17 protein-coding genes are annotated in these 22477 nt (G+C 66.0%); 13 read left to right on the forward strand and 4 right to left on the reverse strand.

The annotated features are described in order from the left end of the window. Nucleotides 1–178: 178 nt before the first annotated feature. The 9 genes from H7F35_RS03040 (at nucleotide 179) to H7F35_RS03080 (ending at nucleotide 10565) form a co-directional block, all read left to right on the forward strand. Complete coding sequence (locus H7F35_RS03040) at nucleotides 179–1261, forward strand: tartrate dehydrogenase (RefSeq protein ID WP_187111509.1); 1083 nt, start codon at nucleotides 179–181, stop codon at nucleotides 1259–1261. A gap of 339 nt (nucleotides 1262–1600) precedes the next feature. Next, nucleotides 1601–2551 (forward strand): ABC transporter permease, encoded by a 951-nt coding sequence (locus H7F35_RS03045; protein ID WP_187111510.1) that lies wholly within the window; start codon nucleotides 1601–1603, stop codon nucleotides 2549–2551. Next, on the forward strand, nucleotides 2548–3432 hold the full coding sequence (locus tag H7F35_RS03050) for an ABC transporter permease (RefSeq protein ID WP_187111511.1): 885 nt from the start codon (nucleotides 2548–2550) through the stop codon (nucleotides 3430–3432). The genes H7F35_RS03045 and H7F35_RS03050 overlap by 4 nt, the downstream gene beginning before the upstream one ends. Nucleotides 3433–3436: 4 nt before the next feature. Further along, nucleotides 3437–4432: an ABC transporter ATP-binding protein gene (locus tag H7F35_RS03055; RefSeq protein WP_187111512.1), complete on the forward strand. Its 996-nt coding sequence runs from the start codon at nucleotides 3437–3439 to the stop codon at nucleotides 4430–4432. After that, complete coding sequence (locus H7F35_RS03060) at nucleotides 4429–5250, forward strand: ATP-binding cassette domain-containing protein (protein WP_187111513.1); 822 nt, start codon at nucleotides 4429–4431, stop codon at nucleotides 5248–5250. Before H7F35_RS03055 ends, H7F35_RS03060 begins: the two co-directional genes overlap by 4 nt. 41 nt (nucleotides 5251–5291) lie before the next feature. Further along, nucleotides 5292–6785, forward strand: coding sequence for an ABC transporter substrate-binding protein (locus tag H7F35_RS03065; RefSeq protein ID WP_187111514.1), 1494 nt, complete (start codon nucleotides 5292–5294; stop codon nucleotides 6783–6785). A gap of 4 nt (nucleotides 6786–6789) precedes the next feature. Beyond that, nucleotides 6790–8190 carry an amidase gene (locus H7F35_RS03070; protein ID WP_187111515.1) on the forward strand — a complete coding sequence of 467 codons (1401 nt, stop codon included), beginning with the start codon at nucleotides 6790–6792 and terminating at the stop codon, nucleotides 8188–8190. A gap of 23 nt (nucleotides 8191–8213) precedes the next feature. Beyond that, entirely contained in the window at nucleotides 8214–9662 is a 1449-nt protein-coding gene (locus H7F35_RS03075) for an aldehyde dehydrogenase family protein (protein ID WP_187111516.1), read from the forward strand. A 12-nt stretch (nucleotides 9663–9674) separates the two neighbouring features. Further along, nucleotides 9675–10565, forward strand: coding sequence for an NAD(P)-dependent oxidoreductase (locus tag H7F35_RS03080; protein ID WP_187111517.1), 891 nt, complete (start codon nucleotides 9675–9677; stop codon nucleotides 10563–10565). Between the two features lie 394 nt (nucleotides 10566–10959). Here H7F35_RS03080 and H7F35_RS03085 read toward each other — a convergent pair whose 3' ends face one another. From H7F35_RS03085 to H7F35_RS03095, 3 genes are all read right to left on the reverse strand, one after another. After that, nucleotides 10960–11355 carry a hypothetical protein gene (locus tag H7F35_RS03085; RefSeq protein ID WP_187111518.1) on the reverse strand — a complete coding sequence of 132 codons (396 nt, stop codon included), beginning with the start codon at nucleotides 11353–11355 and terminating at the stop codon, nucleotides 10960–10962. Between the two features lie 369 nt (nucleotides 11356–11724). Next, on the reverse strand, nucleotides 11725–11994 hold the full coding sequence (locus H7F35_RS03090) for a hypothetical protein (RefSeq protein WP_187111519.1): 270 nt from the start codon (nucleotides 11992–11994) through the stop codon (nucleotides 11725–11727). A gap of 482 nt (nucleotides 11995–12476) precedes the next feature. Then, the gene (locus H7F35_RS03095; protein WP_187111520.1) at nucleotides 12477–13364 is read right to left on the reverse strand and encodes a LysR family transcriptional regulator; all 888 of its coding nucleotides are present in this window, start codon (nucleotides 13362–13364) and stop codon (nucleotides 12477–12479) included. Between the two features lie 281 nt (nucleotides 13365–13645). Between H7F35_RS03095 and H7F35_RS03100 the strand changes: the two genes are divergently transcribed. After that, entirely contained in the window at nucleotides 13646–17185 is a 3540-nt protein-coding gene (locus H7F35_RS03100; protein WP_187111521.1) for an indolepyruvate ferredoxin oxidoreductase family protein, read from the forward strand. A gap of 1 nt (nucleotide 17186) precedes the next feature. On the opposite strand, the gene H7F35_RS03105 is transcribed toward H7F35_RS03100, so the two are convergent. Next, the gene (locus H7F35_RS03105; protein ID WP_187111522.1) at nucleotides 17187–17831 is read right to left on the reverse strand and encodes an HAD family hydrolase; all 645 of its coding nucleotides are present in this window, start codon (nucleotides 17829–17831) and stop codon (nucleotides 17187–17189) included. Between the two features lie 410 nt (nucleotides 17832–18241). On the opposite strand from H7F35_RS03105, the gene H7F35_RS03110 reads away from it, so the two are divergent. The 3 genes from H7F35_RS03110 to H7F35_RS03120 all read left to right on the forward strand — a co-directional run bounded on the left by H7F35_RS03110 (nucleotide 18242) and on the right by H7F35_RS03120 (nucleotide 22473). Next, nucleotides 18242–18802 (forward strand): DUF2059 domain-containing protein, encoded by a 561-nt coding sequence (locus H7F35_RS03110; RefSeq protein ID WP_187111523.1) that lies wholly within the window; start codon nucleotides 18242–18244, stop codon nucleotides 18800–18802. Nucleotides 18803–19696: 894 nt separating this feature from the next. Then, nucleotides 19697–21862 carry an ATP-binding protein gene (locus H7F35_RS03115; RefSeq protein ID WP_187111524.1) on the forward strand — a complete coding sequence of 722 codons (2166 nt, stop codon included), beginning with the start codon at nucleotides 19697–19699 and terminating at the stop codon, nucleotides 21860–21862. Continuing rightward, nucleotides 21859–22473, forward strand: coding sequence for a response regulator transcription factor (locus H7F35_RS03120; protein ID WP_187111525.1), 615 nt, complete (start codon nucleotides 21859–21861; stop codon nucleotides 22471–22473). Before H7F35_RS03115 ends, H7F35_RS03120 begins: the two co-directional genes overlap by 4 nt. Nucleotides 22474–22477: the final 4 nt, after the last annotated feature.

A 22477-nucleotide genomic window follows, 5' to 3' on the forward strand; every position in this document is an offset into this window, starting at 1 on the left:
GACAGGAGAATCACCGCTTTCTCGGTGAAACCTCTTCTTCTCGCCTTCTTATTTTGTCAATGCCGGGTGGGTGCCAACCCCGCCCCTCTGGCACGGCGTGTGCTCCTAGAATTTTTCGATGGTCCTGCGTCACGAGCGTCGGCCCCCCATCAAAACGAACTTGGAACAGGTTGAGTCAATGCAGAAAAAGCACAGGATTGCCGTCATTCCCGGAGACGGCATCGGCGTCGAGGTCATGCCCGAAGGGCTTCGCGTGCTCGACGCGGTCGGTCGCCGCTTCGGCATCGACTTTTCGTACGACCACTTCGACTGGGGCTCCGACCATTACGTGCGCACCGGCCTGATGATGCCGGCCGACTGGGCCGAGAAGATCCAGGGCCACGACGCCATCTATTTCGGCGCGGTGGGCGCACCCGACAAGGTGCCCGACCACATCGCCGTGTGGGGCCTGCTCATCAAGATCCGCCGCGACTTCGACCAGTACGTCAACCTGCGCCCCGTGCGCCTGATGCCCGGCGTGCCCGGCCCGCTGGCGCACCGCAAGCCCGGCGACATCGACTTCCTGGTCGTGCGCGAGAACACCGAAGGCGAATACACCTCGGTGGGTGGGCGCCTGTTCGAAGGCACGCCGCGCGAAATGGCGATTCAGGAAGCGGTGTTCACGCGCGTCGGCGTCGACCGCATCATCGAATACGCCTTCGAGCTGGCCAGCCGCCGCCCACGCAAGAACCTGGTGGCCGCGACCAAGTCGAACGGCATCTCGGTCACCATGCCTTACTGGGACGAACGCCTGGCCGAAATCGCCAAGCGCTACCCCGACATCGCGACCAGCAAGTACCACATCGACATCCTGTGCGCGCATTTCGTGCAGCACCCGGACTGGTTCGACGTGGTGGTGGCCTCCAACCTGTTCGGCGACATCCTGTCGGATCTGGGTCCGGCCTGCACGGGCACTATCGGCATTGCGCCGTCGGCCAACCTGAACCCGGAGCGCAAGTTTCCGTCGCTGTTCGAGCCGGTGCACGGCTCGGCGCCGGACATTGCGGGCAAGGGCATCGCGAATCCGATCGGCCAGATCTGGTCGGCCGCTTTGATGCTGGACCATCTGGGCAACAACGACCCTGTGTATGCCCAAGCCTCGGCGGCGGTGATCTCGGCGATCGAGACAGTGCTGAGCGAAGGTCCGCGCACCCGCGACATGGGCGGTACGGCCTCCACTGTGGACGTGGGGCGTGCCATCGCTGACTGCATCTCGGCATGACGCCTTGCTTTTCTGTTCTTCGCCGGGTTGTGTTTGGCGTGCGTCGTTCAGGGCGCGCTCACGCCGACGGCGTGCTCTGCTCCGCGAATGTCCCCCGGGGCGCTGCGCGCCCCTCCTCCTTTATTTCGCTGCGCAGAGCACACCGCCAGCGCGAGCGTTATGCGCAGCGGTCGTTGATCGCAGGATCACCAGCCGCGTGCCCAGGTGCGAATGGCACCGGGTGCTCCCCGCAGCGAAATAAAGGAGGAGCGAAGCGGGGGACATTCGCACAGGGGAGCACCCGGTGTCATTCGCACAAGCCCCGAATGAACCCGCAACACAAGAGGCGGAGCCACTGACATGGGCCTGTTCCTGCTCAAGCGCACATTGACACTCATCGGCACGCTGATCGGTGCGTCGATCATCGTGTTCCTGGTGCTGGAAATTCTCCCGGGCAATGCAGCACAGATGCTCATGGGCCCGGACGCCTCGCCCGAAGCCGTGGCCGCACTGGCAACGAAACTCGGTCTCGACCTCCCGGCATGGACACGCTACTGGCACTGGATCGGCGGCATGCTGACCGGCAACCTCGGCGACAGCTACGCCTACAGCTCGCCGGTGCTCGACCTGATCCTCGAACGACTCGCGCTCACCGTGCCGCTCGCGCTGCTGGCCATGGCCATCACCGTCGTGATCGCGCTGTTGGTGGGCGTGACTGCCGCGGCCCGACACAACAAGCTCGGCGACGTCGGCCTGATGAGCATGGCGCAAGTGGGCATTGCCATCCCGAATTTCTGGTTCGCGATTCTTCTGATCCTCGTGTTCTCGGTGCAACTGCAGTGGTTCTCCGCAGGCGGCTTCGAGGGCTGGGGCGAAGGTTTTTTCGCGGGCCTCAAGTCACTGCTGCTGCCTGCGCTCTCGCTGGCCGTGGTACAGGCCGCGATCCTCGCGCGCATCACGCGCTCTGCGGTGCTCGAAGTGATGCGCGAAGACTTCGTGCGCACCGCGCGCGCCAAAGGTGTGTCGCAGCGCATGGTGCTGTGGACCCACGTGCTGCGCAACGCGATGATCCCCGTCATCACCGTCATGGGCATGCAGTTCTCCGAGCTGCTGGCCGGCACCATCGTGGTGGAGAACGTGTTCTACCTGCCGGGCCTGGGCCGCTTGATCTTCCAGGCCATCAGCAACCGCGACCTGATCGTGGTGCGCAACTGCGTGATGCTGCTTGCGGCGCTCGTGGTCATCGTGAACTTCGTGGTCGACGTGCTCTACGCCGTGATCGATCCCCGCATCAAGGCCAGCGACATATGAGCAGCAGTAACACCCTCACAGCCCCGGGCGCTGCGGCGCTCAAGGTGCCGGGCTTCTGGCGCCGTGCCTCGCAGCATCGCAGCTTCGTCATCGGCGGCGTCCTCGCCGCCCTTTTGCTGCTCGCGGCGCTCGTGTCTTTCGTCTGGACGCCGTGGTCGCCCTATGCGATGGACATGGCGAACAAGATGCAGGCGCCTTCGGCGTCGCACTGGCTCGGCACCGATGCATTCGGCCGCGACGTGGCTTCATTGCTGCTGGTCGGCGCGCGCGCCTCCATCCTCGTGGGCGTGATCGCCGTGGGCATCGGCCTCGTGGTCGGCACCGCGCTGGGCCTGCTGGCCGCCGCGAGGCGCGGCTGGGTCGAGGAAGCGGTCATGCGGCTTTCCGACTTCACGCTCGCCTTCCCCGCGATCCTCTCGGCCATCATGATGACTGCCGTGTTCGGCGCAGGCATCGTGAATGCCATCGTTGCGATCGGCATCTACAACATCCCGACCTTCGCGCGCATCACGCGCGCCTCGGCCAACGCGATCTGGTCACGCGAGTACGTGGCCGCTGCGCGCGCTTGCGGCAAGGGGCCGTTCTCGATCACGATGCAGCACGTGCTGCCGAACATCTCGGCCGTGTTGATCGTGCAGATCACGATCCGCTTCGCCATTGCGATTCTGGCCGAAGCTGCCCTGTCCTACCTGGGTCTGGGCACGCAGCCACCGCAGCCTTCGTGGGGCCGCATGCTCAGCGAGGCGCAAACCCTCATGTTCCAGCAACCGCTGCTGGCCGTCTTCCCCGGCATGGCCATCGCGTTGGCGGTGCTCGGCCTGAACCTGCTGGGCGACGGCCTGCGCGATTTGCTCGACCCCCGCCTGGCGAGAGCCCGCTGAAGCCATGCCCCTCCTCGAAGTCAACAACCTCCATATCGGCCTGCAAACGCAGCGCGGGCCGGCGCAGGCCGTGCGCGGCATTTCGTTCTCGCTGGAACGCGGCGAAACGCTGGGCATCGTCGGCGAATCGGGCTGCGGCAAGTCGATCACCGTGATGTCGCTGATGGGCCTGCTGCCATCGACCGCGAACGTCACCGGCAGCATCAAGCTCGACGGCCAGGAACTGGTCGGCCTGCCCGAAAGGCAGATGTGCCAGATTCGCGGCAACCGCATCGGCATGATCTTCCAGGAGCCGATGACGGCACTGAACCCGGTGCACACCATCGCGCGCCAGGTCGGCGAGCCGCTGCAACTGCATCGCGGCCTGACGAAAGCGCAGGCCCGCAAGGAAGCCCTGGGCCTGCTCGACCGCGTGGGCATTCCCGATGCGGCTTCGCGCCTGGACGCGTATCCACACCAGTTCTCGGGGGGCCAGCGCCAGCGCATCGGCATCGCGATGGCCCTGGCCTGCGGCCCCGACCTGCTGATCGCCGACGAGCCCACCACGGCCCTCGACGTGACCATCCAGAAGCAGGTGCTCGACCTGATCCAGGGCCTGGTCAAAGAGATGGGCATGGCGATGATCCTGATCTCGCATGACCTCGGCGTGATCGCCAACAGCGTCAAGCGCATGCTCGTGATGTACGGCGGCAGCGCGGTCGAGAGCGGCCCGACCGACGTGGTCTTCGCCGGCCGCGCCCATCCCTACACGCGCGGCCTGTTCGCGGCACGGCCTGCCATCGGCGCGCTGCGTGCCGGGCGACTGCCGACGATCCGCGGCAGCGTGCCCGAGCTGGTCGACCTGCCCCGGGGCTGCGGCTTCGCGGGCCGCTGCGAGCACACCATCGACCTGTGCCAGAGCACGCGCCCACCTGCCACGATGCTGCCGAACGGCCATGCGGTGCGCTGCCTGCGGCTGGCGGAAATCGCGGCGCTGAACGCCAAGGCGGCTGCATCATGAGCCAGCCGACGCGCGCCACACCCGGTCAGCCGTTGCTGTCCGTGAACAACCTCTATCGCCACTACGCGCTGCCGCGCGAAAAGCTCTTCGGGCCGCCGCCGACCGTGAAGGCGCTCAACGGCGTGAGCTTCGATGTGCAGGCCGGCAAGAGCGTCGGCATCGTCGGCGAATCGGGTTCCGGCAAGTCGACCATCGCGCGCCTCGTGATGGCGCTCGACACGCCGACCTCGGGCACCGTCTCCCTCGAAGGCCGCAACCTGCACACGCTGCCCAAGGCCGAGCTGCGCACCGCACGGCGCGACTTCCAGATGGTCTTTCAAGACCCGTACGGTTCGCTCGATCCGCGCCAGACCGTCGCGCGCATCGTGGCCGAGCCACTCGAAGCGCTGGCCGAAACCAGCCGCGCCGTGCAACGCGAACGCGCCGCCGAAACACTTGCCGCCGTGGGTCTGCGCACCACCGACATGGACAAATACCCGCACGAGTTCTCGGGCGGCCAGCGCCAGCGCATCGCCATTGCGCGTGCCCTGATCACGCGGCCCAAACTCATCGTGGCTGACGAACCTGTGAGCGCGCTCGACGTGTCGGTGCAGGCCCAGGTGCTCAATCTCATGCAAGACCTGCAGCAGCAGTTCGGCATCAGCTACCTGCTCATCAGCCACGACCTCGCGGTGGTCAACCACCTGTGCGATGAAGTCTGCGTGGTCTTCAAGGGCCGCATCGTGGAGCGCGGCAAGCCTGCGGACCTGTTCGCGCACGCCCAGCATCCCTACACGCGCACCCTGCTGTCGGCCGTGCTGCACACGCCGTCGCGCTAGGCGCGCGGCGGTCTTTCCCTCTCACTTCCAGGAGCTATCGAATGTTGAAGCGACGCACCGTCATGACTTCCGCCATGGCCGCGGCCATCCCGGGTGTCTTTCTGCCGCAGGCCCGCGCACAGGCCGGCAAGAACACGCTGACCATCGGCATGCCGCTCGAGCCGCCGGGCATGGACCCGACGACGGGCGCCGCTTCGGCCATTGCCGAGATCACGCAATACAACATCTTCGAGACGCTCACCAAGGTCAACGCCGACGGCTCGGTCACGCCGATGCTGGCCGAGAGCTGGTCGTCGTCGCCCGACATGAAGACCTTCGTCTTCAAGCTGCGCAAGGGCGTGCGCTTCGAGAACGGACAGCCCTTCAACGCCGCTGTCGTGAAGTTCTCGTTCGACCGCGCGGGCGGCGCCAAGAGCACGAACAAGGACAAGCGTTTCTTCAGCGAGATCGGCACGGTGGTGCTCGACGAGCACACGGTCGGCGTCAACAGCACGCTGCCCAACCCCGACCTGCCGTTCATGCTGGGCCAGTCGACCGCCTGCCTGGTCGAGCCCAAGAGCGCCGAGACCAACGTCACCGCGCCCGTCGGCACCGGTCCGTACAAACTCAGCGCGTGGCAGCGCGGTGCCTCGTGCACGCTGGTCAAGTCGCCGACGTATCGCGATCCGAACTTCGCGAAGACCGAGCGCTTCATCTTCCGCTTCATGTCGGACACCGCTGCGCAGACCGCCGCGCTGATGGCGAACGACATCGACATCTTCCCGCGCGCAGGCACCCGCTCGGTCGCGCAGTTCAAGGGCAACCCGCGCTTCCAGGTGATCGAGGTCGGCACGCGCGGCAAGGTGATCCTGACCATCAACAACCGCAAGAAGCCGCTGGACGACGTGCGCGTGCGCCGCGCGATCCTGGCGGCCATCGACCGCAACGCGATCATCCAGGGCGCGGCGGATGGTTTCGGCAAGCCCATCGGCAGCCACTACGCGATGGGCGCGCCGGGCTTCATCGACACGACCGCGATGAACCCCTTCGACATCGAGAAGGCGAAGAAGCTGCTGGCCGAGGCCGGCGTGAAGACGCCGCTCGAGCTGCGCCTGCAACTGCCACCACCGTCGTATGCACGCCAGGGCGGCGAGATGATCGCGGCGCAACTGGCGCAGATCGGCATCAACGTGAAGATCCAGAACGTCGAGTGGGCCCAGTGGCTCAGCGGCACCTTCGGCGGCGCGCACGACTTCGACCTGACGATGGTGGCCCACGTGGAGCCCTTCGACCTGGTGAAGTACACCGAGCCCGACTACTACTGGGGCTACGACTCGAAGAAGTTCCGCGACCTGTTCGTCACGATCCAGAACGAAGAGAACAAGAAGCGCCGCGCCGACCTGCTGGCCGAGGCCCAGCGCCAGCTTGCCACCGATGCGGTCAACGGCTTTCTGTACCAGGCGGTGTTCCCGACGATTGCGCGCAAGGAAGTCAAGGGCCTGTGGCCGAGCATGCCGATCGTGGTGAATGACCTGGCCGCGATTTCGTGGGGTTGATGCGATGACGAAACCCTTTTATTCGCTGAGCGTGCAGGAACTGCACGCGGCCTACCGCAGCAAAGAACTCTCGCCCGTGGAAGTAGCGCGTTCGGTCAACGAGCGCATCGCGGCGTATGAGCCCGAGCTGCATGCGACGTGGCTGTTCCGCCCCGAACTCGCGCTCGAACAGGCCCGCGCCTCGGAAGCGCGCTGGCTGGCCGGCACGCCACGCGGCGCGCTCGACGGCGTGCCCGTGACGATCAAGGACAACCTCGCAACCGAAGGCGACCCGATGCCGCTGGGCACCGCCGCCTACGACCTCGTGCCGATGACGCAAGACTCGCCGCCCGCCGCGCGCCTGAAGCAAGACGGCACGGTGCTGGTGGCCAAGACCACGATGCCCGACCTGGGCATGCTGTCGTCGGGCCTGTCGAGCTTTCATGAACTCTCGCGCAACCCCTGGGACCTGTCGCGCACGCCCGGCGGCTCCAGCGCAGGCGCCGGCGCGGCTGCCGCCGCAGGCTACGGCCCGCTGCACGTGGGCACAGACATCGGCGGCTCGCTGCGCCTGCCGGCAAGCTGGTGTGGCATCTACACGCTCAAGCCCAGCTTCGGCCGCATTCCGCTGAGCACGCCCTACATGGGCCGCTGCGCCGGCCCGATGACGCGCACGGTGGCCGACTCGGCACTGATGATGGCGTCGGTCGCACAACCCGACGACCGCGACCATTCGGAACTGCCCGCACCCACCATCGACTGGAACGCCTTCGAGGTCGACCCGTCGTTCCTCAAAGGCAAGCGCGTGGCGCTGCACATGGACGCGGGCTGCGGCCTGCCGCTCGATCCGCAGATCGCCGAAGCCATTCGCCGCGCCGCCCAACGCATCGAGGCCGCTGGTGCGCACATCGAGGAAATCCCGGCCTTCATGACGCCGAAGATGCTGCAGGGCATGGACCACTTCTGGCGCATGCGCTCGTGCCTCGACATGCAGGCCATGCCGGCCGAGAAGCGCGCGAAGATCCTGCCGTACATCCGCGAGTGGGCCGAGAGCGCGGCCGGCTTTTCGGGCGCGCACATCTTCGACGCCTACAGCCAGTTCATCGCCACGCGCGCGGCCACGGTGGCGGCCACCAAGGCCTACGACTTCGTGATCTCGCCGGTGTCGCCGAACATGCCTGCGCCCGCGGACCATGCCTCGCCGACCAACGACCCGATGCTGCCGCTGGAACACATCGGCTTCACCGTGCCCTACAACATGTCGGAGCAACCGGCTGCGTCGATCAACTGCGGCTACTCGGCCGAGGGCCTTCCCATCGGCCTGCAGATTGCAGGGCGCCGCTTCGATGACCTGGGCGTGCTGCAGTTCAGCCGCGCCTTCGAGCAGATCCGCGACGCACAGCGCGCATGGCCGGAACCCAAGTGATCCGCCGCAAGGAGACAAACCGAATGAACGCAACTCACTACATCGGCGGCCAGCACACGCCGTCCGAAGGCAACGCCACCATCGACGTGATCGACCCGAGCGATGGCCAGAAATTCGGCGAGATCGCGCGCGGCACCGCCGCCGACGTGGACACCGCCGTGCGCGCCGCGCGCACAGCCATGGGCGAGAACTTCGACGGCCCCTGGGGCGCGACGACCGCGCTGGAGCGCGGGCGCCTGCTCGCCAAGCTCGGCGCCGCCGTGATGCAGCACCACGAAGAACTCGCACAACTCGAAGCCCGCGACACCGGCAAGGCGCTGCGCGTGGCACGCAACGACGCGACCGCGCTCGCGCGCTACATGGAGTACTACGCCGGCGCCTGCGACAAGCTGCACGGCGACACCCTGCCCTACGAGCGTGGCTACACCGTGCTCACGGTGCGCATGCCGCACGGCGTGACGGGCCACATCATTCCCTGGAACTACCCGATGCAGATCGCGGGCCGCAGCGTGGGCGCATCGCTCGCGGCGGGCAACGCCTGCGTGGTCAAGCCGGCGGAAGACGCCAGCCTCTCGCTGCTGCGGCTGGCCGAGATCGCGACCGAGGTGGGCTTTCCCGCTGGCGCGCTCAACGTGGTGACGGGCTACGGCAAGGAAACCGGCGCCGCGTTGTGCGCGCACAAGGGCATCGACCACATCTCCTTCACCGGCTCGACCATGACCGGCCGCAGCGTCGGCCTGGCTGCCGCCGAGCGCCACTGCCCGGTGACGCTGGAGCTGGGCGGCAAGTCGCCGCAGATCGTGTTCGCCGATGCCGACCTGGACGCAGCCGAGCCGGTGCTGGTGAACGCCATCATCCAGAACGCCGGCCAGACCTGCTCGGCGGGCAGCCGCGTGCTGGTGGAACAGTCGATCTACGAAGAGGTCGTGCAGCGCCTCGCCAAGCGCTTCACTGCAGTGCGCGCGGGCACGCCGGCGGAAGACCTGGACATGGGCCCGCTCATCAACGAAAAGCAGTTCCGCCAGGTGCGCGACATGGTTGCGACCGCCGAGGCGAGCGGCATGAAGGTGGCGGCGCGCGGCACGGTGTCGCCCAACGCATCGGCCACCGGTTACTACCAGGAAGCCGTGCTGTTCCGCGACGTGCCGCACGACAGCGATCTCGCGCAGCGCGAGGTCTTCGGCCCGGTGCTGGCGGTGATGCCCTTTGCCGACGAGGCCGAAGCGGTGCGCCTGGCCAACGGCACAGACTTCGGCCTGGTGGCCGGCGTGTGGACGCGCGACGGCGCCCGGCAACTGCGAATGGCCCACAAACTGCATTGCGGCCAGGTCTTCATCAACAATTACGGCGCGGCGGGTGGTGTAGAACTGCCCTTCGGCGGCGTGAAATCCAGCGGCTTCGGCCGCGAGAAGGGCTTCGAGGCCCTGCTCGGATTCACCACGCTCAAGACCATCGCCATCAAACACGGATGAAGAAGACAACACATGACCACCACTGAACAGCAAACCCCGCGCAAAGTCGGCCTCGTCGGCGTCGGCCTGATGGGCCACGGCATCGCCAGCAACATCGTCAAGCACGGCCACCAACTGACGGTACTGGAACATGCCGGCAACCAGCCGCTCGACGCGCTGCTGAAGGCGGGCGCGACCTCGGTGGCTGATGTCGCCACGCTGGCCGCGCAGGTCGATGTGCTGATTCTTTGCGTCACCGGCACGCCGCAGGTCGAAGCCGTGATGCTGGGCGACAAGGGCGCATTGAGCGCTCTGCGCCCCGGCACGGTAGTGATCGACTGCTCGACGGCCGTGCCAGCCTCCACCGCCAAGGTGGCCGAGGCTGTGAGCGCCAAGGGTGGCAAGTTTCTCGATGCACCGATGACGCGCACCGCGAAGGAAGCCGCCGAAGGCCGGCTGAACCTGCTGGTGGGTGGCGACGCGGAAGTGCTGGCCTCGTGCCTGCCGCTGCTGCGCTGCTTTGCAGAGAACATCACGCACGTGGGCGGCATTGGTGCGGGCCATGCGATGAAGCTGCTGCACAACTTCGTGTCGCTGGGCACGGTCGCATTGCTGTGCGAAGCGGCCGCCTGCGCAGAGCGCGCCGGCGTGAAGCCCGATGTGTTCGTCGATGTGCTCGCCAAGGGCGGCGGCAATGGCGTGGCGCTGGAACGCGTCAAGCCCAAGCTGCTGACGGGCAGCACCGATTCGCTGAAGTTCTCGATGGCGAATGCGAAGAAGGACCTGGGGTACTACAACGACATGGCGGAGCAGTCTTCTTCCAGCCATGGCATTGCGCAGGCGGTCGATGCGCTGCTGACGCATGGGGTCGAGAAGTTTGGGGCGGATCGCATGGTGCTGGATCTGGTCGAAGCGCTGCGCTAAGTACGCTTCGAGTTTTCTTTGGGGGGCGGGTTCATTCGGGGTACATGCGAATGACACCGGGTGCTCCCCTCCGCGAATGTCCCCCGCTTCGCTCCTCCTTTATTTCGCTGCGGGGAGCACCCGGCGTCATTCGCACGATGAGCACGGCTGTGGCGTTGGCGGCTCGACCGCTGCGGCGGATTGCAGATGGACATGCGCGGGCGCACCGCTGAGCTTTCGCGAGAGACGGGCGCTGGACAAGCAGAACTCCGAAGGTCCGGCGTCGGCCACGGTCGACATTGGCATGACTGCGTTCGATGTCCGCTTCAGACTGCAAAGCGGACATCCGTGACCGCCGGATTTATGGCACTACAGGGCCCTAAGCCGACCTACGGCGCTGCTCCATAGCCGGCATTCAACGTTCGCTGACGCGTGGGTCGTCATCCCACTCTGAGAGAACCGATACGCACCAATCGTCACTGACGACGACCCATTCCCGAAGCTTTGAATAGAAGCCTGCGGCCATCACCGGTGACTGGGCCATCTGGTCATCAGCCCAGCCACCCGAAGTCACTTCATAAAGCAAGCAGTTGTTGCACGCCCCTGAGTTCCCTACGCTGTGCCGATACTGCGGAAGGTCGCGTTCGTCCAACACGCGGTAGCCGACCAAGCCGTGAAAGTCGACTCGCAAGCCTGACGAGCTCGCCCCCTGCAAATCCACGTCGACGGCCAGACTGGAGCCTCTCGACGCGACACTGACGACGATTGCAATCTGCGCCGTGACGCTAAAGAGAGGGCGCAAGGTAGGCATATGAAAGGGCTGTATACAGAGGCGATTTTCATCGGCCGCGGCGCAAGCCGAAAGCCCAGGACGCTGCCCAAAAGCTACGTGCCGCGAATGTCTGGAAGTGGGCGAAGTTTGGCGGACGCTGCGAACGGCTGGTTGTGGCCGAAATCGGAAGTCTAGCCCTGAGCGGCAACAGTCCGCTTCCGCTGCAAAGCAGCCGCTCGCATTGTCTGCCGACGATCAGCATGGAGCGCATGGCTGCTACCGTGGCCTACCCCACAGGCAACCTCAACCGAACCGAATTCCCTCCATCACAAAGGCTTCAGCCGTCGTACCCAAAAAGAACCCGTTCACCAGAGCGGGCCGCGAACCCCGCAGCCCGCAGACCAGCCGCTAACCGCCGGTCTCAAGCGCTCCGCGTCGCGCCTTCTCGCTCACCTGAAACAACTCCCTTGCCTTGCGCGCCAGTTCTGCCGCAAGCCAAAGCAGGTTGTCCAGTTGTCGAGGCCCTTCGCCGCTGCACCAGTCGATGTCTTCCCCGTGGCAGACCCACAGCAGAGCTTCGAGTTGAGAGAGGGTGTTTTCGAGAAGATCCGCCGGGTCTTGGGCGTTTTCTTCGGAAGCTGCCGGTGTGCGAGGCCGGGCTATAGTCTTGGTAGCCATTTTTGTGCGTTCCTTCCAAGGTTGTTGCACGAACTTGGTTAGACGGCCGGGGTGCTCGTAACACCCTGGCCGTCGCCTTTGATACCTCGCATTTGCATCGCTGCTTTCGCACCGACGACCTGCCGCGAGGCAAGCAGCCTTCAAACATTCAATGGCTTTGTGAGTAGCGCCGTCCTTGTCCCCTTGTTGGGGTTGTGAGTGGCAGGGGCAACCACTTTAGGGAAGAGCGCAGCACGGTGGCGGTTTCGTGCGGCACGAAGTCTCGACAAGCGCCAACAAATGCAGCTTCCGCAATGCGCCGCGCACGGGCTTCATGGGCGCCGTGCCAGTCCGCGGCTGCGCATAACGCTCGCGTCGATACGGGGCTCTTTTTCGCGAAATAAAGGAGGAGCGAAGCGGGGGACATTCGCGAAAAAGAGCCCCGTGTCGGCGGGAGCGTCGCCCTGAACAACAGCGCAAAAAACCGAACAGCGCGACAAAAACTAAGGCATGCCCCGCGCCAACAAGTGATCCACCAGCCGACGCTGCGGAAAACTCAACGCTTCCTGCCGCGTACACAGGTACATGCGACGTGACGCCCAAGCGTCGGTGAGGTTGATGAAGCGCAGCTTCATCTCCTTGCGGTAAGTCACCGCCGCCCCCTCCGGCAAGATGCCCACGCCCATGCCCGCTTCGATCATCCGGCACACGGCCTCGAAGCTCTTCACTCGAACCCGCAGGCGCAACACCTTGCGCGCGCTCATCGCCGCGTCTTCCATCGTGCGCGAGATGGCCGAGTCGTCTTCGAGCCCCACGAAATCGAAGTCGAGCATTTCCTCGAACGACACCTCGCGGCCGCGCAGCGGATGCTTCTGGGGCGCGATGGCCACGAGCCGGTCGGTGCGGTAGGGAATGAAGTGCAGCGCGGGGTCGGCGGCCTCGCTGGTGATCACGCCGACATCGGCCTGCCGGTCGCGGATGGCCTGCACGATGTAGACGCTGCGGTGCTCTTCCACGCTCACGCGAATCTCGGGGTAGCGCTGGCGAAAGCTCGCCACGTCGTCGGGGAGGAACTGCCCCATGGCCGACGCGTTGGCATGCAACCGCACGCGGCCAGTGGCGCCCTGCGCGTAGTCCGACAGGTCCGCACGCATGCGGTCGACGTCGCGCAGGATCTGGCGCGCATGCATGGCCAGCGACTCGCCTGCGCCCGTAGGCGTCACGCCCCGGGAGCTGCGGTTGAGCAAGCCAACGCCGAGCTGGCTTTCGAGGATCGCCAGGCGCCGGCTCGCGGCCGACAGCACCATGTGGCTCTCGGCCGCAGCCTTTGACAGGCTGCCGTGCTCAATCGCGCGCAGGAAAAGCGCCAGCGAATCCAGGTCGGGTCTCATCGCGTTCTCGTTGTGGGGTCGGGCTCCGGGCCCGCGGGCGGCCATTGTCGGGCCTGCGGAGGTTCGCAAGGCCGCCGAATTCCTTTCGGCGATATGCCGCCGCAAAAGACAGATCTTCCGGAAAACGCCCCGCCCTGCCCCAACGAAGAAGCACTTTCCGCGCGCCCGGCGCAAGAATCGTTGGTGTCTCGCCGTCTACCCCGACGAGGCATTTCGCGGGCCGGCCCTCTACCGGGGCCACGCCCGCATCCCACGAGTCCTACCCGGAGTCTTTTTCAGTCATGGCATCCCACGAACTGGCCAGCGTTGCGCTGGACGACAAATACACGGCCACCGAAGGCCGGATCTACCTCAGCGGCATCCAGGCACTGGTGCGCCTCATGCTCGTGCAGAAGTGGCGCGACCAGTCGGCGGGCCTGAACACCGCGGGCTTCGTCTCGGGCTACCGCGGCTCCCCGCTCGGTGGCCTGGACGAAGCGCTGTGGAAAGCCCAGCCGCAGCTCGAAGCCAACGCCGTCAAGTTCTTGCCGGGCGTGAACGAAGAGCTGGCCGCCACCGCCGTCTGGGGCACGCAGCAGGTGCACCTGACCGGCGAGGCCGCGGTCGATGGCGTCTTTGCCATGTGGTACGGCAAGGCGCCGGGCGTAGACCGCTGCGGCGACGTGTTCAAGCACATGAGCCATGCGGGCACTTCGCCCAACGGCGGCATCCTGCTGGTGGCGGGCGACGACCACGGCGCGTCGTCTTCCACGCTGCCCAACCAGAGCGACCATCTGTTCGCGGCCTCGATGATCCCGATGCTCTATCCGCAGAGCGTGGAGGAATACATCGAACTGGGCCTGCACGGCTTTGCGATGTCGCGCTTTGCGGGGCTGCCGGTGGGCTTCAAGGCGCTGGCGGACACGGTCGAGTCTTCGGGCTCCATCGCGGCGGGAGCGCTCGACGTGCACACGCGGTTGCCCGAAGGCTTCGTGTTTCCGCCGGGCGGCGTGCATGCGCGGCTGTCGACCGACACGCTCGGCGTGCAGGCGCGCAAGCAGGAAGCGCTGATGCAGGACTACAAGATCTACGCCGCCATCGCCTATGCGCGCGAGAACCGCCTGAACCGCGTGACCATCGATTCGCCGAAAGCGCGGCTGGGCATCGTGGCCTCGGGCAAGTCGTACCGCGACGTGCTCGAAGCGCTCGAAGAACTGGGCATCGATGCCGACGAGGCCGCGCGCATCGGCATCCGCCTGTTCAAGGTGTCGATGCCGTGGCCGCTGGAGCCCGATTCGATCCGAGAGTTTGCCGACGGGCTCGAAGAGATCCTGGTAGTCGAAGAAAAGCGCCAGATCGTCGAATACCAGCTCAAGGAGCACCTGTACAACTGGCGCGAGAACGTGCGCCCGCGCGTCATCGGCAAGTTCGACGAACAGGGCGAATGGGGCGCGCATCCACGCGGCCAGTGGCTGCTGCCGGCCACGGCTGACTTCTCGGTGGCGCAGATCGCGCGCGTCATTGCCGGACGCGTGGCGCGCTTTCACACCAGCGACCGCATCCGCATGCGGCTGGCGATTCTCGACGCCAAGGACGTGGTGCTGGGCAAGGCTGTGGCCACGCCGCCGCGCCCGGCCTGGTACTGCGCGGGCTGCCCGCACAACACCTCGACCAAGGTGCCCGAAGGCAGCCTCGCGCTCGCGGGCATCGGCTGCCACGTGATGGCGACCGCGATCTACCCGGAGCACAACAAGACCACCACGCACATGGGCGGCGAAGGCGCGCCGTGGCTGGGGCAGGCGTGGTTCTCGAAGCGCAAGCACGTGTTCGCGAACCTGGGCGACGGCACCTACTACCACTCAGGCTCGATGGCGATCCGCGCGGCGGTGGCCGCCGGTGTGAGCATCACCTACAAGATCCTCTACAACGACGCGGTGGCGATGACAGGCGGCCAGCCGGTGGACGGGCCCATCAACGTGCCGCGCATCGCGCACCAGATGGCGGCCGAAGGCGTGAAGCGCCTCGCATTGGTCGCAGAAGACCCGACGCGCTGGGCCGACCGCAGCGTGCTGCCGGCCGACCGCGAGGGCTTCGTGCTCACCGTGCACCACCGCGACCAGATGGATGCGGTGCAGCGCGAACTGCGCGAGTTCGAGGGCGTCTCGGTGCTGATCTACGACCAGGTGTGCGCGGCCGAGAAGCGCCGCCGCCGCAAGAAGGGCGAGTTTCCGCAGGCCGCGCGGCGCGTGTTCATCAACGAGGCCGTGTGCGAAGGTTGTGGCGACTGCGGCGAGCAGTCGAACTGCACCGCCCTGCTGCCACAGCCGACCGACCTGGGCCTGAAGCGCCGCGTCGACCAGAGCGCGTGCAATGCCGACGAGTCGTGCATCAAGGGCTTCTGCCCGAGCTTCGTGACGGTGGAAGGCGTGAAGCCGCGCAAGCACGCGCCAGTGGTGGCGAAGGCTGCGTCGGAAGAAGCACCGCTGCCCGAGCCCGCGCCGCTCGCGCTCGACGGCATGCACAACATCCTCATCACCGGCATCGGCGGTACGGGCGTCATCACCATCGGCGCGCTGATCGGCATGGCGGCGCACCTCGAAGGCAAGGGCATCAGCGTGCTCGACATGACGGGCATGTCGCAGAAGAACGGCTCCGTCACGTCGCACGTGCGCATCGCGCGCGATGCGGCACAACTGAAGGCGCAGCGCATTCCCACCGGCGAGGCAGACCTGATCCTGGGCTGCGACATGCTCACGGCCGGCGCGCCCGATGCCATCGCGCGCATGCGGCCGGGGCGCACCTATGCGCTGGTCAACACCTTCGAGCAACCGACCGGGCATTTCGCGCAACAGCCCGACTGGGAATTCCCGGCCGCGCAGGTGCGCGCGCTGATCGAGGAATCGGTCGAGGGCCGCGCCGACTTCATCGATGCCACGCAACTGGCCACGCGCCTGATGGGCGACGCCATTGCGGCCAACCTGTTCCTGCTGGGCTTTGCGTTCCAGAAAGGTTTCGTGCCGCTATCGGCCGACGCCTTGAACAAGGCCATCGAGATCAACGGCGTGGCGGTGAAGGCGAACCAGGCGGCGTTTCGCTGGGGGCGCAAGGCGGCGCTGGATCTGGCGGGCGTGACGCGCGAAGCAACGCCGTCGAAGGTCGTGGCCTTGCAACGGCCGCAGAGCTTCGAGGCGTTGGTTGCGCATCGCATCGAGCTGCTGACCGCGTACCAGAACGCGGCCTATGCACAGCGCTATTCGGAACTGGTCGAGCGCGTGCACGATGCCGAACAGCGCGAACGCGGCAGCAACGTACTGGCCAAGGCCGTTGCGTCGGGCCTCTACAAGCTCATGGCCTACAAGGACGAGTACGAGGTCGCGCGGCTGTACACCGACAAGCGCTTCATGGAAAAGCTGAGCGAGCAGTTCGAGGGCAAGCCCACGCTGCGCTTTCACCTCGCGCCGCCGGTGCTGGGCCGTCGCGATGCCGAAGGCCATGCCGTAAAGACCAGCTTCGGGCCGTGGATGCTGGGCGCATTCGGCCTGCTCGCGAAGTTTCGTGGCCTGCGCGGCACGGCGCTCGACCCCTTCGGCCGCACCGCCGAACGGCGCATGGAACGCCAGTTGATCGAGGACTACCGCGCGATGGTCGAAGACCTGCTGGCGCGCTTCGATGCGATCGACTTCGATACCGCGCTGTCGCTCGCGCGGCTGCCCGAGCAGATCCGCGGCTTCGGGCATGTGAAGGAAGAAAGCGTGGTGTCGGCGCGGGTGCGGTGGCAGGCGCTGGTGAAGAAGCTGGATGCGGTAACACCGCAGCGCAACGAGGTCAGCGCCGTCTTATGAGTTAGCTGTCCGCGCCGTGGGGCGGAAGCGGCGGCAATGCGCCGTCGTCGCCCCGCAGCCACGGCCGGTCGGCCCATGCGAGCATCTCGCGGTCGCCCCGGCTGTCGCCGTAGGCGTAGACCGTGGCGGGGCGCTCTTCATCGCCCAGCCACTGCTTCAAACGCGCGACCTTCTGCGGGCCCCAGCAGTTTGGGGAAGCCAGGCGGCCGGTGAATCTGTCGTCGATGCATTCGAGTTCGGTTGCGAGCACCGCGTCGAAGCCCGCTTGCGCGGCCCACACGTTCAGGTAGAGCGATGGGGATGCGCTGACCAGCACCAGCCTGTGTGCGCGGCGCTTGTGCTCGCGAACTCTGTCGAGCATCTCGGGGCGGATCATCTCCAGCAGTTCGTGCGTCGCGAAATGCCGTGCAGCGTCTTCCAGTTCGCGCCGCTGCATGCCGCCGATGGTGGCGGAGAGGAACTGCGCCTTGGCAGTGCCTCGGTCGCAAATGCCCGCCCATGCGCCTGCCAGCCAGGGCGATGAACGCAACGCGCCGGTGGCGAATCGCCCTTGGCCGACCAGCCCGTGCACGAACGCGCGCAGGCTGTCGGAAGTGGAGATGGTGCCGTCGAAGTCGAAGGCGGCGAGGGTGGGGGTGTTGGGCATCCGGGGGGGTTGCCGGTGGGGCAGCGATGCGCGGGAGGAGTTGGAGTTTACCGGCGCCGATGTACTGCGCTGCAGACAAAGCCAAAGATTTCGGCCGCAGATTCAGTCGACGCGTTCTCGCCGTGACGTCTGAGGCAAGCAGCCGTTGCAGGCCTTGCCAAAGACGCAAATTGGCGGTGCGGTCATGTCGACGGGGCGCCCGTCGTAGGGCGCCTTGCCGTCGTACGGGCCTTCACTTCGTCCCGCGCTTCTGCTTCGCAGCGGGAGCAGACCGTCGTTGGCCGGCTCTAAACTCCCGGGTTCAGCGGCGGACGTTCAAGTCGGCCAGCCAATTCACCAATTGAACCATCGACCACGGCGATCCTTGCGCCCACGGAAGTCATCGTCACCCTCACCTGAACCAATAGAACATGGCTCAACTTTCGAAACGCCTGATTTCGGCATGCCTCACATTCTCAGCACTTGCGTCCTTAGGCATCGATGCTGCCGCAGATACAAGAAAGACGGCATTGGCGGTTGAACTTGCCGACCTCATTCAAGTGCGGCGAGTTGCCTCCGAATACATCACCCGATGTGGCGTGGAGGGGACGTATCTTGATCCCAAGCGAATTTTTGACGTAGAGCCCGGCTATTTCAGCGGCATTTCTCCGCAGTCGGCCTACTGGCCTGAAGTTGTAGCGCTGTACAGGCGCTATCAATCAACAGTCTGTTCGGCGGTTACCGCCGACGAGTACGCAAGAGTGTTTGCAGAGCAATATGCGCAGAATTTGTCAGAGGGTGAGCTTGAAGCGACGGTTTCTTTCTTTTCCTCAGCCGCAGGTCGGCGCTATGTCTCAGTGTCGTCAGAAGCCAATTTCGCAGTGCTGACCTACATGAACAAGGCGATGAAAAGTGCCATGGAGAGAGCATTCAAGGAAGCACAGCAGGAGGTACAAGCCATTGTGCTCAGATACAGGAAAGACCCAAAGTGAGCGACAGGGTTCGGCCAGGACTGGACCATCGCCGAAGAAGAGGCTTTGACCGCGAGCCCGCATTTTCCTTAGCCTCCAGCGAGAGGCCCAACCCTGTGCTTCAGCGAACGGCTTCGCCGCACGCTGAGCTTGCACATTAGACGTCAGCCAGAAGACAAAAACAGCCGTGACTCTAACTCCACCCATCGACTACAGACTTCGGCTCTTTCTTAGCTCGCCTCTTTCAGAGGGGGAACTCCTTGGTCAATTTTGCGAGCAGCTAGTGGGCGCCAAGCTGTTACGTGGGTTCATCGAGTACAGCGGAAACATCTTCGACTTAGAGCGAAATTGGATGTTTGACGACCCCCCTGAGTCCATTTTGAAATCCGCCGACCTATGCAAATACGAGTATGACGTGAGCGTCTTTCCCATCATTGAAGTCGGTCTGGAGCATCAGCGGCAGCTTTCCCGAGATATCCGGTCTGCGCTGGCTGCACTTCATCTTGAGCACAGGCTATTGCATCTTTGGGACGAACGCGAAGACGTCTAGCCAGCCGCTTGAGTCGACTCGCGTCGGCAGGTCGCCGCTCGCGACTCGACTTCAACAATGAGCGTCTGCTATCGATAGACGGGAACCTCCGCTTGGCGCCCGAATGCGACGGTCGGGCGCCTTGACTGAAGGACCGCAACCCATCTGAAGCAGCCATCCAGATCGACTTTGGGTTGAACGGCCCGCGACCAGCCTCGCCCCCTGTCCATTGCCTCCATCGCGACCTTCATTGGCCCGCTTCTGACTCTGCTGGCTTGGCACGGCAGGCACAGTGCCCCTCTTTGCCCTGCCACATCCTCTGCCGACAGGGGCACCAGCGCGATCAAGGCAAAATTCCAGCCGCCGCGCCGGTCGGCCCCGCCCCCATGCCGCCCCTCACCCCCGAACCCACGATTCCCAGACCCCGCCCCGCCCAGCGCACCCTGTACGCTTGGGCAGCAGCCGTCCTGGCCGCCCTCCTGCTGATCGCCATCGCAGCCCAATGGACCGCAAGCCGCGAGGCGAGCTTCCAGGCCGACTCGATCCGCCGCGCGATGGAGGTGCACGTACTGGGCCTGCGCGATGCCGCCGGCAAGTACAGCTACCTGCCGCTCACCGCAGGCATGCACCCCGATGTGCTGGCCGTGCTGGCCCATCCGCAGGACCCGGCCACCCGGCAGCGCGCCAACCGCTACATCGAGGAAGTGAATCGCCTGGCCGGCTCCGACGACCTGTACCTGAGCGACCTGCAGGGCCTCACGCTGGCGGCGAGCAACTGGGCAACCTCGCACAGCTTCGTCGGCCAGTCTTATGCCAACCGGCCCTACTTCATCGACGCCCGCGCGGGCCGCAGCGGGCTGTTCTACGGCGTGGGCCAGACCACGGGCGAGCCGGGGCTGTTCATCTCGGCGCCGGTGCAGCCCGAGGGCGGCCCGGTGCTGGGCGTGGTGACGGTCAAGGTCAGCCTGCGCGAGCTGCAAGAGGCCTGGGGCTTCGCACGCGAGCCGATCCTGCTGACCGACGCGCGCGGCATCGTGTTCCTGAGTTCGGTGCCGGCATGGCTGTACCGGGCCAACCGCTCGCTGGATGAGACGGACCTGAACTGGGTGCAGCGCCATCAGCAGTACGGCCCGCGCACCAGCTTCCCGCTGTTGCCCTGGAAGGTGGCGCGCGACGAAGGGCAACCGGGCTACCTGGTACGCACCGACATCGGCGGCAAGCCGCGCCGCTTTCTCGCAGTCGACGAGCCGCTGCCCGACTTGGGCTGGACGCTGACGGTGATGGCCGACCATTCGGAGGTCACTCAGGCACGCGAGCGCACCTGGATGTTGGGCCTGTTGTGCGCCGGCGTGCTGCTGCTGGGCGGCCTGTACTGGCAGCTGCGTGAACGCCGCTTCGCCGAACAGCGCGATGCGCGGCGCGACCTCGAACTACGGGTGCGCGAACGCACGCACGCGCTGGACGAGGCCCATGCGTTCCGCAAGGCGATGGAAGATTCGCTGCTGGTGGGCATGCGCGCACGCGACCTGGAAGGCCGCATCATCTACGTCAACCCGGCCTTCTGCGAGATGACCGGCTACAGCGCCGACGAACTGCTCGGCAAGCTGCCGCCCTACCCCTACTGGCGCCCCGAAGACACCGCGCAGCATTGGCGCGAGTACGAAACCATGATGAGCGGGCAGTCGGCGCTCTCGGGCTTCGAGTCGAGCGTGCGGCACCGCGACGGGCATGAGGTGATCACCATGGTCTACACCGCACGGCTGATCGATGTCGAGGGCCGCCACAGCGGCTGGATGAGTTCGGTGGTGGACATCACCGAGCAGAAGCGCGCCGAGCTGCGCCAGCGGCAGAACGACGAGCAGTTGCAGCACGCGCAGCGGCTGGCCAGCCTGGGCGAGATGGCTTCCACGCTGGCGCACGAGCTGAACCAGCCGCTGATGGCGCTGAGCAATTTCGCCAGCGCGGCCAAGGCCTTTGCGGAACAGGGCAACCAGTCGTTGCTGGTCAGCAGCCTGGACGAAACCGTGGCACAGGCCCAGCGCAGCGCCGAGATCGTGCGGCGCATTCGCGGCTTCGTGCGCCAGCGGACCATGGGCGCTGAAGACTGCGCGGTGGCCGCGCTGGTGACGAACGCGCTGGCGCTGCTGCAGGGCGAGATGCGGCTGCGGCAAGTGCGCGCCGAGGTCCGCATTCCAACCTCACTGCCCGCCGTGCGCGGCGACCGCGTGCTGTTGGAGCAGGTGCTGCTGAACCTGCTGTCGAACAGCCTTCAGGCCATGCAGGCCACACCGCCGGAGCAGCGCGTGGTGGAGGTCGAGGCCGAGGTGCTTGGCGGCCGCATGCATATCCGCGTGGCCGACCACGGCCCGGGCATCGATGCCGCACTGGCCGAGCAGGTGTTCGCGCCCTTCTTCACCACCAAGGCCGGCGGCCTGGGGTTGGGCCTGAACATCTGCCGCACCATCGTGGAGGCCCATCGCGGCCGCCTGTCCTTTGCCAACCGGGCCGAAGGCGGTACGGTCTTCACCCTGGAACTGGAGATTGCATCGTGAATGCGCTTGCCAACAACCTGTGCGTGGTGGACGACGACGAAGCCGTGCGCCGCTCCCTCGGCCTGCTGCTGCTGTCGCGCGGCTACGCGGTGCAGACCTTTGCCTCGGGCGAAGACTTCCTGGCCGGCGCCGACCTGCAGCGCGCGGGCTGCGCCGTGCTGGACCTGCGCATGAGCGGCATGAGCGGGCTACAGGTGTTCGATGCGCTGCGCGCGCAAGACAGTCCGCTGGTGGTGCTGTTTCTCTCGGGCCACGGCGACATTCCGATGGCGGTCGAGGCGGTGCAGAACGGCGCCTTCGGCTGGCTCGAAAAGCCCTGCAACGACGAACGCCTGCTCGACAGCATCGCCCGCGCATTGCAGCAGGCCGGCGACATCGCCGTGCGCCGGCAGGCCCGCCAGGCCGCGCAGACGCTGTGGGCCAAGCTCACGCCGCGCGAGATGCAGGTGGCCCGGCTGGTCGCCGAAGGCAAGCCCAACAAGCGCATCGCGCTCGAACTCGCGCCGCTGGAGTTGCGCACGGTCGAAACCCACCGCGCCCATGTGTTCGCCAAGCTGGGCCTGTCGAACAGCCACGAACTCGACCGCTTCCTGCGCGAACACGGGCTCTGAGCGG

Origin of the sequence: Variovorax sp. PAMC26660, from assembly GCF_014302995.1 — a bacterium.
GTDB lineage: Bacteria > Pseudomonadota > Gammaproteobacteria > Burkholderiales > Burkholderiaceae_C > Variovorax.

Bases quoted from the DNA above. Each gene is read 5' to 3' on its own strand.
- H7F35_RS03040 (WP_187111509.1), top strand. From the start codon at position 179: ATGCAGAAAAAGCACAGGATTGCCGTCATTCCCGGAGACGGCATCGGC.
- H7F35_RS03045 (WP_187111510.1), top strand. From the start codon at position 1,601: ATGGGCCTGTTCCTGCTCAAGCGCACATTGACACTCATCGGCACGCTG.
- H7F35_RS03050 (WP_187111511.1), top strand. From the start codon at position 2,548: ATGAGCAGCAGTAACACCCTCACAGCCCCGGGCGCTGCGGCGCTCAAG.
- H7F35_RS03055 (WP_187111512.1), top strand. From the start codon at position 3,437: ATGCCCCTCCTCGAAGTCAACAACCTCCATATCGGCCTGCAAACGCAG.
- H7F35_RS03060 (WP_187111513.1), top strand. From the start codon at position 4,429: ATGAGCCAGCCGACGCGCGCCACACCCGGTCAGCCGTTGCTGTCCGTG.
- H7F35_RS03065 (WP_187111514.1), top strand. From the start codon at position 5,292: ATGTTGAAGCGACGCACCGTCATGACTTCCGCCATGGCCGCGGCCATC.
- H7F35_RS03070 (WP_187111515.1), top strand. From the start codon at position 6,790: ATGACGAAACCCTTTTATTCGCTGAGCGTGCAGGAACTGCACGCGGCC.
- H7F35_RS03075 (WP_187111516.1), top strand. From the start codon at position 8,214: ATGAACGCAACTCACTACATCGGCGGCCAGCACACGCCGTCCGAAGGC.
- H7F35_RS03080 (WP_187111517.1), top strand. From the start codon at position 9,675: ATGACCACCACTGAACAGCAAACCCCGCGCAAAGTCGGCCTCGTCGGC.
- H7F35_RS03085 (WP_187111518.1), bottom strand. From the start codon at position 11,355: ATGCCTACCTTGCGCCCTCTCTTTAGCGTCACGGCGCAGATTGCAATC.
- H7F35_RS03090 (WP_187111519.1), bottom strand. From the start codon at position 11,994: ATGGCTACCAAGACTATAGCCCGGCCTCGCACACCGGCAGCTTCCGAA.
- H7F35_RS03095 (WP_187111520.1), bottom strand. From the start codon at position 13,364: ATGAGACCCGACCTGGATTCGCTGGCGCTTTTCCTGCGCGCGATTGAG.
- H7F35_RS03100 (WP_187111521.1), top strand. From the start codon at position 13,646: ATGGCATCCCACGAACTGGCCAGCGTTGCGCTGGACGACAAATACACG.
- H7F35_RS03105 (WP_187111522.1), bottom strand. From the start codon at position 17,831: ATGCCCAACACCCCCACCCTCGCCGCCTTCGACTTCGACGGCACCATC.
- H7F35_RS03110 (WP_187111523.1), top strand. From the start codon at position 18,242: ATGGCTCAACTTTCGAAACGCCTGATTTCGGCATGCCTCACATTCTCA.
- H7F35_RS03115 (WP_187111524.1), top strand. From the start codon at position 19,697: ATGCCGCCCCTCACCCCCGAACCCACGATTCCCAGACCCCGCCCCGCC.